Here is a 12,826-nt window from a genome sequence, read left to right on the forward strand (position 1 = left end):
ACCGGTCATTTTCAGTATGGAAGGGATTATGCCGCCCGTTTGGTCCGTCATGCCCGCGGCCGCAGGCGGGCATCTCCGGCGGCGGCGCGCTGTCTGGAAAAGCGGGTCCCCGCTTACCGAGCGCGGGGACGACGTATATAGAGTATGACTGCGGGAGCGGCGTCAGCACCTTTTCATCTAGCCCCCCAGATACATCTTCTTCACCTCCGGGTTGGCCAGAATATCCTGCGCGCTTCCTTTCAGGACGATCTTGCCGTTCTCCAGCACATAGGCGCGATCGGCGATCTTCAATGCGGCGGTCGCGTTCTGCTCGACCAACAGGATGGTAATATTCTCTTTTTGCAGCTGTTTAATAATATTGAACATCTCTCCGACTATCTTCGGCGCAAGCCCCAGGCTCGGCTCATCCAGCATCAGCAATACCGGTTCGCTCATCAACGCTCTGGCGATCGCCAGCATCTGCTGCTCGCCGCCGCTCATGGTCCCCGCCAGCTGGCTGCGGCGCTCCTTTAAGCGTGGAAACAGCGTATACATTTTATCTTTCAGATAGTTGAAGTTAACCGGGTTGTTGTACGCCCCCATGCGCAGGTTTTCTTCAATGGTCAGGTTGGTGAACACCTTGCGCCCTTCAGGCACCAGGGCCAGCCCTTTTCTGACGATCTGATGCGTCAGGCTATGGGAGATATCCTCATTCAGGAAGTTCACCTGCCCGGTGGATTTCACCAGGTTGATAATACCGTTCAGCGTTGAGGTTTTTCCCGCCCCGTTGCTGCCGATCAGGGTCACGATTTCACTGTTCCTTACCTCGATGTCGATGCCCTTCAATCCCTGAATCAACCCGTAAAATACCTGTAGATCATCGGCCTTAAGCATAATCGACATCTCCAAGATACGCGGCGATCACCTCTTTATTATTGATCGCCTCATGGGTGGCGCCGCTGAATAACGGTTTACCGTAATCCAGCACCAGCACCCGTTCACACAAGGTATTGACGAAAGACATATCGTGTTCAATCAGTAAAATCGTTAATTTATAATCATCGCGCATTTTAAAAATCAGCTGCGCCAGCTCATTGGTTTCCCGCGGATTCATCCCCGCCGCCGGTTCGTCCAGCAGCAGCAGCGTCGGCGAGGTCGCCAACGCGCGGGCGATCTCGACTTTGCGCTGATTGCCATAGCTCAGATTGGTCGCCAGCGACTGCGCGTGTTCGGCGATGCCGATATAGTCGAGAATCTCCATCGCCCTCGCTTTGGCCTGTTTTTCCGCCGCGAAAAAGCGTCCCATATGCAGCGCCGCTTCAATAAACGAATAATGAATTGAGCGATCGAAGCCGATTAATACGTTTTCCAGCACCGTCATCGAATTAAATAAACGAATATTCTGAAAGGTGCGGGCGATACCGCGATTCACCACCTGATTCGGTTTTAACCCGGTAATTTTATCACTCCCCAACATAACCGTTCCCGAGGTGGGTTTATAGTTTGAGGTAATGACGTTAAATAAGGTGGTTTTACCCGCGCCATTCGGACCGATAAGGCCAAATATTTCAGCTTGATTAAGCGTAAAGCTAACGCCGTCAATGGCCCGCAACCCGCCGAACTGCATGATGATATTATCCACGCTAAGGATAGTTTTATTTTCCATGACGGCGCTTCCTGTTCAGTTCCCAAATTTCCTGCTTGCCCAACAGCCCTTCGCGGGCAAACAGCATAATAATCAGCAGCACCAGCGAGAATACGACCATGCGTAAACCGGGATAAGAGCCTAAATCCTCGCCGAAGAAACTTAACGGCTGGTCGAGGAAACGCAGCCATTCGCCGCTGCCCACCACCACAATGGTGCCCATAATAGCGCCGGTGGTGCTGCCGAGCCCGCCGAGAACAATGATGATCAACAGTTGGAACGTCAGCATGAAATCAAACAGGTCGGGAGAGATAATGGTCAGCAGCGACGCCAATAATCCGCCGCCCACGCCCTCTAAAAAAGCGCTGGTGGCAAACGCGCAGGTTTTAATTTTGAAGGTATTAATCCCCATCGCTATCGCCGCGTCTTCATCATCGCGCACCGCTTTCATCGCCCGCCCATATTTCGAATAGACGATTTGCAAAATAATCAATACGGCGATCAGGGCGATAAATCCGCACCAGTAAAGCATATGGCTGGCCTGCGGAATTTCATTCAGGCCGATCGCGCCATTGGTAATTTGCGGATTATTAATCGCCAATATTTTAATAATAAATCCGAAACCCAGTGTAACAATCGCCAGATAATCGCCACGCACCCGGAACACCGGGAATGCCAGACAGACCGCCAATATTGAAGCGCAAATTCCGCTGATAATTAACGCGGGTAAAAATGTGGTATGCACCGCCAATATCAGCGGGCTGGGGGAAGCCATTTCGAACATATCCATTTTAGTGTCGGCGCTTAATAACAGCAGTGCGGTAATATAAGCGCCGACGGCGACAAAGCCATTAGGTTCGAGCGAAAGCTGTCCGGTTACGCCATTTATCAGGTTATAACTTACCGCCAGGATCATAAAAATAAAGATATTACAGACTATACGGATAACATAATCGTCAAAGACATTCTGCAAGGCGAGCAACATCAGCAGCATAATGACGAATAACCCGATATAGCCTATCAGCAGCGAAAATGAATTTGTCGGCATTCTCATCAAAAGCGGCTCCTTTCCAGTCTTTCATCACCCATAATGCCTACCGGTCTGAATAGTAAAACCAGGATTAAAAACATAAATGCAAAGGCGTCTTTATATCCGCCCAGTTCAGGAAATACCGCTACGGCGACCACTTCGGTGAATCCCAAAATAAAGCCGCCGATCACCGCCCCCGTTACGCTGCCGATACCGCCCAACACGGCGGCGGCAAACGCCTTCAGGCCGATGAGCACCCCCATTAACGGGTCGATCGTCGGATAGCTGGTGGCGTAAAAAATACCGCCGAGCGCCGCCAGCGAACTGCCCAGCGCAAAGACAAAGGCGATAATATGGTTGGCGTCCACCCCCATCAGGCGCACGGTATTGACGTCGAAGGCCACCGCGCGGATCGCCATTCCCTGACGTGTGCGATACAGGATGAAAAGAATGCAGCCCAGCAGCGCCAGCGTGACTAACGGCACCAGCCAGGCCACATTGGTGATAATGATGCTGCCGAACGTCACGGTCTGATTGAAGAATTCGGGCGCGGCGAAGAAACGCGGGCTGCCGCCAAACAGCACGTTGAACAGATTCTCCAGAAAGAAGCTCACGCCAATCGCGGTAATCAGCATCGAGATCTTGGAAGCCTGACGCAGAGGACGATAGGCGATCTGGTCGATGCAAACGCCCAGCAACGCCGAAAAGAGAATTGCGAATAAAATAGCGGCCCCGAAAGGCAGCTCAAAGGTGGTTGAGCCGAATAACGCCAAAAACGCCCCAACCATCATGATATCGGCGTGAGCGAAGTTGATCAGCCGCAATACGCCGTACACCATGGTGTAACCGATGGCGATAAGCGCATACATACTGCCCAGGCTCATGCCGTTAACCACTTGCTGAAAGAAAATGGCAGCATCCATAAATTCAATCCTTATTTACCTTGGCCTATCCATAGCCGCATCTGCCGACGCCCGCGCTGGCGCAAGTCCGTTTTTCCAGACGGGTCGGCGCCGTCGCGATGCCCGCCTACCGCCGCGGGCATCGCAATATCAAACGGCATTGACGTCAGCCAGGGAGGCCCGCGGCTTTTTTATGCGACTTAAGGGTTAACCACCGTTTTAAAGGCCAGCTGCCCATCTTTGACTTCATTGATAACGGCGTTGCGGATCGCATCGCCATCTTTCAGCGTCAGGGTGCCGGTAATGCCGGTAAAGTTACTGGTTGCGCGGATTTTCTGGTTGACGCAGACGCGGTCTTTGGGATCGCTGCACTGGTTCATCGCGTTGACGATCATCTTGTAAGCGTCCGCGGTCATCGCCCCCCAGGTATGCGTGGGCTCTTTATATTTCGCTTCCCAGGCCTTGATGAATTTTTCGCCTTCCGGGGTCTGTTCCTTGGCATTCGGCGAGTAGTAATCGGTGGTCATGTAACCTTCAACCGCGTCCTGACCGAGCTTAAAGAATACCGGATCGGCCGCCAGGCCGTCGCCGCCGACGACCGGCACTTTCAGCCCCAGCTGTTTGGCCTGTACGGCGATCAGCGCGCCTTCGGTGTAATAGATCGGCATGTAGATCATGTCGACATTTTTCGCTTTGATGGTGGAAAGCTGGGCTTTGAAATCCTTGCTTCCGCCCGGCGCCTGAACTTCGATCGCGATGGTGCCGCCGTTCTTCAGGAACTGGCTGCGGAAGGATTTCGCCAGGCCGACGGAGTAGTCGTTGCTGCTGTCGAACATGATGGCGGCGGTTTTCGCGCCTAAATCACGCGATGCCAGATTGGCGCCCACCACCCCTTGGAAACTATCGGAAAAGCATACGCGGCTGACATATTCGCGGTTGCGGGTAACGCGGTCGTTGGTGGCGGTGGGGGAAACCAGCGGCGTTTTGGTGTCTTCCGCCATTTTGGTCATCGCCATGGTATTGGTGGAGGTCACTTCGCCGATCACCGCATCGACTTTATCGCTGGAGACCAGGCGCTGCATGGCGTTAGCCGCTTCGACCTTATCGCTTTTATCATCGATAATAACCAGTTTAATCGTATCGCCGTTTTTCAGCGTCGGCTCCATGCTATTCACCAGCTCAACGCCCTTCTGCGAGGGTTGCCCATAACCGCTAAGCGCCCCGCTCAACGGCAGAACCACACCGATTTTCACTTCGGCAGCCATTGCGCCGCCGGCGCAGAGGGCGGAGGAAACGAATGCTGCTACAGTAATCCTGACAATTTTTTTATTCATGATCGCCTCTTTAATTAATGAGTGGTTCCAATCCCGATAATGGATAAAGCCTGTTACTGCGTGTAAAAATCCCAAAGGTGCAGCAGGGATATATGCTGTTGGCCGAATCAAATTCAGCAATAAATGTGCCAGAGCGTTCAAAACATGATTAACAGATTAATAAAAAAAGAAAAAATTGATTTATCGCACCAGATAAAATAGGAGAGGAAGGGGTGAAGGAAGCGGGATGCACCAATTTGTTTCGCCGTTGCTTTTAAAAAGTGCGTCGGCATAAATGACAAAATTCTATAAGTAAATCAGTCTCCCATCGCGGATTGTCCATATTCCTCCTTGATGAAGATAAGACCTTATTTACATTCCATCCATGCCCTCTTAATCCCGGCGTTTATAGTGACAAATCCTTTAAATATGGCGTCGCCAAATTTTTATACTGAAAACAGCGTACCGATATGTCTGGATAATTAAGGAGTTGTAGAAAATTTATAATTACTTCGCGGGGGTTCTATAATAAACTTTCGCTGCTTTTCAGATTTGCCGTTCGGGATTGCGTACGCGAGTGAATCGCGCCATAGATTCCGCGCTAACCACATCATGTCATGTAATAAAGAATAATATAATTACATCGATAATGATTTTCATAGCAATTATTTTACAGGCTATACATCTACACCTATGATAGCGGCCATTTCTCATCACTGCGTCAATCTGCCCAAAAAAATATGTTGTTAAAACTCTTCAATCACATCGGATTACGCCGACTGATATTGCTGCTGGCTATCACCAGCGCGCTAATCATGCTGGCCAACAGCTTCTACGCCAGTTACCGGGTGCAGCGCCAGCTTCTGATCGACAACACCCTGGAGGCTAACCGCGTTTACGCCACCAAGCTGGCCGCCATGACGGATCTTTTTTTCAACTCGGCCCTGCAGCAATTGGCCTATAGCGCCGGCACCGTCTCCTCCCGGATGAACGATGCGCCGAGCCTGACGAAAGAGACCGAACGCATCGGATTGCAGAGCCACAGCTTCAACTCGGCGGTGATCGTCGACGAACACGGCGTGCTCAGAGCCTCTTTTCCCCACGCGTCGCACCTTATCGGGCAAAAACTGACCACCCCCGGCGCGCTGAGAGCGCTGCGGGAAAGGCAGCAGTTGATCAGCGAGCCTTATATTTCCGTATCCAATAACCTCATGGTGCTGATTTCAGCGCCGATATTTAGCCGGGACGGCCAATACCAGGGGTTTGTCGGCGCCTCCATCTATCTAAAGAAACCCAGCGTTCTCAATACGCTGCTTGATCAGCATTACTACCGGGACGGCTCCTACATTTATGTTACCGACAAAAACCGCAAGATGCTGTACCACAAAGATATCGAGAGAATCGGCGAAATCGTCAATAACGATCTGACGATCGCCCCCCCGGAGAACGGCAATGGCAGCCAGGAAATTCTGAACGCCCAGGGCGCGAAAATGCTTGCCGGCTACGGTATCGTTCCCGCCAACCGCTGGGAAGTGGTGGTGGTACGCCCGACCAAGGAGACGCTGAAGCCGCTGGATAGCCTGATGATGAATGTGCTGCGCCATTCGTTCCCGCTGGCGGCGCTCACCATCTTCGGCGTTTGGCTGCTGGCGCGTTTCATTGCCCAGCCGCTGTGGCTGCTGGCCCGCAGCGCCAACAAGATGGACTCGCTCAATGTTTCCGACGATATCAGGAAGATTCACTCCTGGTATTTTGAGGCGACGCAGCTCAAACAGGCCATGCTGATCGGCATCGATCTGCTGCAGAAGAAAATCGGCAAACTGCGCTCCGAGGCCCAAACCGACCCGATGACCGGCCTGCTCAATCGTCGCGGGATGGAAAGCATCCTGCGCTACTGGCTGGTCGGGCAGAAAAGCTTCGCCATCATCGCGCTAGACATCGATCATTTTAAGCGCGTCAACGACACCTTCGGCCATGACACCGGCGATAACGTGATTAAAGATATGGCGCGGATCATTCGCTCCTGTTCGCGCGAGTCCGACATTTTGTGCCGCAGCGGAGGGGAAGAGTTTCTGATTCTGCTGCCTGAAACCGAGCTCGCTATCGCGACCGGCATCGCGCAGCGGCTGCGCACCGCGACGCAGGAAACCGTGATTGATCAAGTCGGCAGCATCACTATCTCGCTGGGCGTTGCGCTATGGTCTCCGGGCGCCGCTAACATCACCATCGAACAGGCCTTTAAAGCGGCGGACGAAGCCTTGTATAAGGCCAAACAGGAAGGGCGCAACCGGGTAATTACCGCCGCCTGACCGCTCCACGCAGCCGCTATCGGCCCTGCCCCTCGCGACAGGGATGTCGCAAACGCCTGGACAATACCTGTATAAATAACCATACTTAAGCACATTATCGCAGCGAAAAGGCAGCCTTAGTGACCCAGATCCGTCAGGGATTCATCCTTACCCGCCACTGGCGCGATACCCCGACCGGCACCCAGGTGGAGTTCTGGCTGGCGACCGACGACGGGCCGCTGCGGGCCCGCCTGCCGCTGCAACAGGCCGTCGCCTTTATCCCGGCGTCGCAACAAACGCGGGCCGCCGCGCTGCTGCGCCGCGAAAGACACTGGCGGCTGCGGCCGCTCGCCCTGCAGGATTTTCATCACCAGCCTTTGCTTGGCCTCTACTGCCGCCAATACCGCCAGCTGCTGAAGCTGGAAAAAGTGCTGCGCGAGGGCGGAGTTCAGGTCTATGAAGCCGATATTCGCCCGCCCGAGCGTTTCCTGATGGAGCGTTTTATCACCGCCGCCGTCTGGCTGAGCGGCGAACCGGACGCTTCCGGTCTGCTGACCCAGGCGCGCATGAAGCCCAACCCGGACTATCGCCCCAGCCTCAGGCTGGTTTCGCTGGATATCGAAACCAACCGCCACGGCGAGCTTTACTGCATCGGGCTGGAGGGCTGCGGCCAGCGCCAGGTTTATATGCTCGGCCCGGCGAACGGCCCTGCCGCCGCCGCGGACGATTTCGCCCTGGACTATGTCGCCAGCCGTCCCCAACTGCTGGAAAAGCTGAACGACTGGCTGCAGCGGCACGATCCCGACGCCATCATCGGCTGGAATCTGGTGCAGTTCGACCTGCAGGTACTGCAAAAACACGCCGAGCGTTATCGCATTCCTCTGCGGCTGGGGCGCGACGGCGCGGAGCTGGAGTGGCGCGAACACGGGTTCAGACCGGGGCACTTTTTCGCCAACGCCGCAGGGCGTCTGATTATCGACGGGATCGAAGCGCTGAAATCGGCCACCTGGAATTTCGCTTCGTTCAGCCTGGAATTCGTCGCGCAGTCGCTGCTGGGCGAAGGCAAAGCGATCGATACGCCCTATCAGCGCATGGACGAGATCGATCGCCGCTTTGCCGAAGATAAGCCCGCGCTTGCCCGCTATAACCTGCAGGACTGCCGGCTGGTGACGCGCATTTTCGACAAAACGGGGCTGATGCGTTTTTTGCTGGAGCGTTCGAGCGTCACCGGCCTGGAGGCCGACCGCAGCGGCGGATCCGTGGCGGCGTTTACCCACCTTTATCTGCCGCGCATGCACCGGATAGGCTATGTGGCGCCCAATCTGGGCGAAATCGCGCCGGAAGCCAGCCCGGGAGGATTCGTGATGGACTCGCGTCCCGGCCTCTACGACTCCGTGCTGGTTCTGGATTACAAAAGCCTGTATCCGTCGATCGTCCGCACCTTTCTGATCGACCCGGTCGGCCTGGCCGTCGGTATGCAGCAGCCCGACGAACGGCACGCCGTCGCCGGTTTTCGCGGCGCCTGGTTTTCCCGCGATCGCCACTGCCTGCCGGCGATCGTCGAACAGATCTGGCGGCAGCGGGAAAGCGCCAAACTCACCGACAATAAGCCGCTGTCTCAGGCGCTGAAAATCATCATGAACGCCTTTTACGGCGTGTTGGGATCCAGCGGGTGCCGGTTCTTTGATCCCCGCCTGGCCTCTTCCATCACCCTGCGCGGTCACGAAATTATGCTTAAAACCCGCGAGCTGATCGAGGCTCAGGGCTATCAGGTGATCTACGGAGATACCGACTCCACCTTCGTATGGCTGAAACGCCCCCATACGGAAGCGGAGGCGAGCCGTATCGGCAATCAGCTGATACAACAGGTGAATCAGTGGTGGCAAAGCCATTTACGCCAAACCCACGGGCTGACTAGCGCGCTGGAGCTGGAGTTTGAAACCCACTTTCGCCGTTTTCTGATGCCGACCATTCGCGGCGCGGAACAGGGCAGTAAAAAACGCTACGCCGGGCTGGTGGCGACCGAGCAGGGCGAGAAAATGGTATTCAAAGGGCTGGAAACCGTACGCACGGACTGGACGCCGCTGGCGCAGCGGTTTCAGCAACAGCTCTATCTGCTGATCTTTCAGCAAAGAGCCTATCAGGAGTGGCTGCGCGATTACGTGCGTAAAACCCTGAACGGCGAGTTCGACGACCTGCTGATTTACCGCAAGCGGCTGCGCCGCCGCCTTGAGGATTATCAGCGCAACGTGCCGCCCCACGCCCGGGCGGCCAAAATCGCCGATGATTACAACCGTCGACAGGGGCGTCCGTTGCAATATCAGAACGGCGGCTGGATTAGCTACGTCATCACCACAAACGGGCCGGAGCCGCTGGAAACCAGCCATGCGCCGCTCGACTATCAACACTATGTCGAGCGCCAGCTACGGCCGGTGGCGGATGCCATTCTGCCCTTCCTGCACGATGATTTCACCACTCTGGTTACCGGCCAGATGGGGCTATTTTAATTAACCGCGGCGGCGCAAGGCGTTTGATCAGGTGACGAACGCGCCGCCATCCATTACCATAGCGCCCTTTCTCATACGGCAACGATACCCTTATTTTATTCGTGGCGGACGCCCCTTCTCCGCAATACCCGATGGTATGCAAGGCGCAGGCGATAGCCCCGCGCTTGGAGAATGACGGAGAATGCGCGAATAGCGAAGTATGGCCTGACACTATCCCGACACAGACAAACATCGAGCAAAGAATTTATGCCTTTTACACTTGGTCAGCGCTGGATAAGCGATACGGAAAGCGAACTTGGATTGGGAACGGTGGTTTCCGTCGACACCCGCATGATTACCCTGCTTTTCCCGGCCAGCGGCGAAAACCGCCTCTATTCCCGCAGCGATGCCCCCATCACCCGCGTGATGTTTAACCCCGGCGATACCGTCACCAGCCACGAAGGCTGGCAGCTCAAGATAGAGGACGTCCGCGATGAGAATGGCCTGTTGGTCTATAGCGGCCGGCGGCTGGACGATGACTCGGCGGCCGAACTGCGCGAAATCCTGCTGGATAGCAAGCTGACGTTCAACAAACCGCAGGACCGCCTGTTCGCCGGACAGATCGACCGCATGGATCGCTTCGCCCTGCGCTATCGCGCGCGTAAAAATCAGCACCAACAGGCGCTGCAGCAGTGGGGCGGGCTGCGCGGCATGCGCGCCAGCCTGATCCCGCACCAGCTGTATATCGCTTACGAAGTGGGGCAACGCCACGCGCCGCGCGTCTTGCTGGCCGATGAGGTCGGTCTGGGCAAAACCATTGAAGCCGGGATGATTATCCATCAGCAACTGCTCGCCGGGCGCGCCGAACGCGTGCTGATTATCGTACCGGAAACCCTGCAGCATCAGTGGCTGGTGGAGATGCTGCGCCGCTTCAACCTGCTATTCTCGCTGTTTGACGACGAACGCTACGCCGAAGCCAAGCTCGATAGCAGCAATCCTTTTGAAACCGAACAGCTGGTTATCTGTTCGCTGGATTTCGTGCGGCGCGATGCGCAGCGCTTCAATCAGTTGGTCGACGCCCGCTGGGATCTGCTGGTGGTGGACGAAGCGCACCATCTCTCCTGGAGCGAAGAGCGGCCCGGCGAGGAGTATCTGGCGGTTGAACGGCTGGCGCAAAATATCCCGGCGGTGCTGCTGCTTACCGCCACGCCGGAACAGCTGGGCCAGCAAAGCCACTTTGCCCGTCTGCGCCTGCTCGATCCGAACCGTTTCCACGACTACCGGGAATTCGTTGATGAACAGCGCCAGTATCGTCCGGTCGCCGACGCGGTGACCTCGCTGCTCTCCGGGGAGAAGGCCGACGCCGCCGAACTTAATGCGCTGAGCGAACTAGTCGGCGAACAGGATATCGAGCCGCTGCTGAAAGCGATCAACAGCGACAGCGACGACAACCTTAAAGCGCGCCAGGAGCTGATCGCCATGCTGATGGATCGGCACGGCACCAGCCGCGTGCTGTTCCGTAATACCCGTCAAGGGGTCAAAGGCTTCCCCCAGCGCACGCTGCGCCAGATCCGCCTGCCGCTGCCCGCCCAGTATCAGACGGCGATCAAGGTTTCCGGCATCATGAGCGCGAATAAGCCCGCGGAGGCCCGCGCGCGCGAAATGCTGTATCCGGAGCAAATCTATCAGCAGTTGGAAGGGGACGACGCCACCTGGTGGAGCTTCGATCCGCGCGTTGAATGGCTGCTCGACTACCTGATCGCGCACCGCGACGAAAAGGTACTGGTGATCTGCGCCAAGGCCGCTACCGCGCTGCAGTTGGAGCAGGTGCTGCGCACCCGTGAAGCCATCCGCGCCGCGGTGTTCCACGAAGGATTATCGATTCTGGAGCGCGACCGCGCCGCCGCCTATTTCGCCTCTGAAGAAGAGGGCGCCCAGGTGCTGATCTGCTCGGAAATCGGCTCTGAAGGCCGTAACTTTCAGTTCGCCAGCCATCTAATTATGTTCGACCTGCCGTTCAACCCCGATCTGCTGGAGCAACGTATCGGCCGCTTGGATCGCATCGGGCAGACGCGGCAAATCCAGATAATGGTCCCCTACCTGGAGAACACCGCCCAGGCGATGCTGGTGCGCTGGTATCACGAAGGGCTGGATGCGTTTGAGCACACCTGTCCGACCGGCCGCGCCATCTATGATGCGCATTACGACGAATTGATCGAACGCTTGACCGCCCAGGGCGAACAGCAAGGGCTGGATGAGTTTATCCGCGCCTGCCGGCAGCAGCACGAGCGGCTCAAACAGCAGCTTGAACAGGGCCGCGACCGCCTGCTGGAAATGCACTCCAACGGCGGCGAACAGGCGCAGCTATTGGCCCAGTCGATCGCCGAGCAGGATAACGACGTTAATCTGGTCGCCTTCGCCCTCAATCTGTTCGATATCGTCGGCATCAATCAGGAGGATCGCAGCGATAATCTGATTATCCTGACGCCGTCCGACCATATGCTGGTGCCTGATTTCCCCGGCCTGCCGCAGGACGGTTGCACCATCACCTTCGACCGCGAACAGGCGCTATCCCGCGAAGACGCGCAGTTTATCAGTTGGGAGCACCCGCTGATCCGCAACGGGCTCGATCTGATCCTGTCCGGCGATACCGGCAGCTGCGCCGTCTCCCTGCTGAAAAACAAGGCGCTGCCGGTCGGCACCCTCTTGGCCGAGCTCGTCTATGTGGTGGAGGCGCAGGCGCCGAAACGCCTGCAGCTGACGCGCTTCCTGCCGCCGACGCCGATTCGGCTGCTGATCGACCGTAAAGGCGCCAACCTGGCCGAGCAGGTGGAATTTGAGAGCTTCAACCGCCAGCTCAGCGCCGTCAATCGCCATACGTCGAGCAAGCTGGTCAATGCCGTGCAGGCGGACGTGCACGCCATGCTGCAACAGGCCGAGCCGCTGGTGGAGGCGCAGGCCCGCCAACTGATCGCCGACGCGCAGACTCAGGCCGATCGGCAGCTGAGCCGCGAGCTGGAGCGTCTGGAAGCGCTCAAGGCGGTAAACCCCAACATTCGTGAAGATGAATTGCGCGCGCTGGAAAATCAGCGCGAACAGGTATTAACCAATCTTCATGAGGCGAACTGGCGTCTGGACGCCATCCGTCTGGTGGTGGTCGCGCATCAGTAATTTGGGAGCCTT

At 56.3% G+C, this 12,826-nt stretch carries 8 protein-coding genes; 3 read left to right on the forward strand and 5 right to left on the reverse strand.

Translation table 11 applies throughout. The features are described from left to right. Nucleotides 1-177 precede the first annotated feature (177 nt). The 5 genes from VSX58_RS15195 to VSX58_RS15215 form a co-directional block, all read right to left on the reverse strand. On the reverse strand, nt 178-873 hold the full coding sequence (locus VSX58_RS15195) for an ABC transporter ATP-binding protein (RefSeq protein WP_327612171.1): 696 nt from the start codon (nt 871-873) through the stop codon (nt 178-180). Then, nucleotides 866-1,645 carry an ABC transporter ATP-binding protein gene (locus tag VSX58_RS15200; protein WP_327618826.1) on the reverse strand — a complete coding sequence of 260 codons (780 nt, stop codon included), beginning with the start codon at nt 1,643-1,645 and terminating at the stop codon, nt 866-868. The genes VSX58_RS15195 and VSX58_RS15200 overlap by 8 nt, the downstream gene beginning before the upstream one ends. Then, nucleotides 1,635-2,618, reverse strand: a complete 984-nt coding sequence (locus VSX58_RS15205; protein WP_327618913.1) for a branched-chain amino acid ABC transporter permease — start codon at nt 2,616-2,618, stop codon at nt 1,635-1,637. Before VSX58_RS15205 ends, VSX58_RS15200 begins: the two co-directional genes overlap by 11 nt. 59 nt (nt 2,619-2,677) lie before the next feature. Next, the gene (locus tag VSX58_RS15210; protein WP_327612173.1) at nt 2,678-3,577 is read right to left on the reverse strand and encodes a branched-chain amino acid ABC transporter permease; all 900 of its coding nucleotides are present in this window, start codon (nt 3,575-3,577) and stop codon (nt 2,678-2,680) included. A gap of 179 nt (nt 3,578-3,756) precedes the next feature. Further along, nucleotides 3,757-4,821 carry an ABC transporter substrate-binding protein gene (locus VSX58_RS15215; protein ID WP_327618914.1) on the reverse strand — a complete coding sequence of 355 codons (1,065 nt, stop codon included), beginning with the start codon at nt 4,819-4,821 and terminating at the stop codon, nt 3,757-3,759. Nucleotides 4,822-5,609: 788 nt separating this feature from the next. Between VSX58_RS15215 and VSX58_RS15220 the strand changes: the two genes are divergently transcribed. The 3 genes from VSX58_RS15220 to rapA all read left to right on the forward strand — a co-directional run bounded on the left by VSX58_RS15220 (nt 5,610) and on the right by rapA (nt 12,814). Further along, nucleotides 5,610-7,178, forward strand: a complete 1,569-nt coding sequence (locus VSX58_RS15220; RefSeq protein WP_327618827.1) for a sensor domain-containing diguanylate cyclase — start codon at nt 5,610-5,612, stop codon at nt 7,176-7,178. A gap of 119 nt (nt 7,179-7,297) precedes the next feature. Next, entirely contained in the window at nt 7,298-9,664 is a 2,367-nt protein-coding gene (locus VSX58_RS15225; protein ID WP_327618828.1) for a DNA polymerase II, read from the forward strand. Between the two features lie 246 nt (nt 9,665-9,910). After that, nucleotides 9,911-12,814, forward strand: a complete 2,904-nt coding sequence (rapA, locus tag VSX58_RS15230) for an RNA polymerase-associated protein RapA (protein WP_327618829.1) — start codon at nt 9,911-9,913, stop codon at nt 12,812-12,814. Nucleotides 12,815-12,826: the final 12 nt, after the last annotated feature.

The organism is Brenneria populi (genome assembly GCF_036016195.1).
GTDB classification, from domain to species: Bacteria; Pseudomonadota; Gammaproteobacteria; order Enterobacterales; family Enterobacteriaceae; genus Brenneria; species Brenneria populi.

Bases quoted from the DNA above. Each gene is read 5' to 3' on its own strand.
- VSX58_RS15195 (WP_327612171.1), bottom strand. From the start codon at position 873: ATGCTTAAGGCCGATGATCTACAGGTATTTTACGGGTTGATTCAGGGA.
- VSX58_RS15200 (WP_327618826.1), bottom strand. From the start codon at position 1,645: ATGGAAAATAAAACTATCCTTAGCGTGGATAATATCATCATGCAGTTC.
- VSX58_RS15205 (WP_327618913.1), bottom strand. From the start codon at position 2,618: ATGCTGCTGATGTTGCTCGCCTTGCAGAATGTCTTTGACGATTATGTT.
- VSX58_RS15210 (WP_327612173.1), bottom strand. From the start codon at position 3,577: ATGGATGCTGCCATTTTCTTTCAGCAAGTGGTTAACGGCATGAGCCTG.
- VSX58_RS15215 (WP_327618914.1), bottom strand. From the start codon at position 4,821: ATGGCTGCCGAAGTGAAAATCGGTGTGGTTCTGCCGTTGAGCGGGGCG.
- VSX58_RS15220 (WP_327618827.1), top strand. From the start codon at position 5,610: ATGTTGTTAAAACTCTTCAATCACATCGGATTACGCCGACTGATATTG.
- rapA (WP_327618829.1), top strand. From the start codon at position 9,911: ATGCCTTTTACACTTGGTCAGCGCTGGATAAGCGATACGGAAAGCGAA.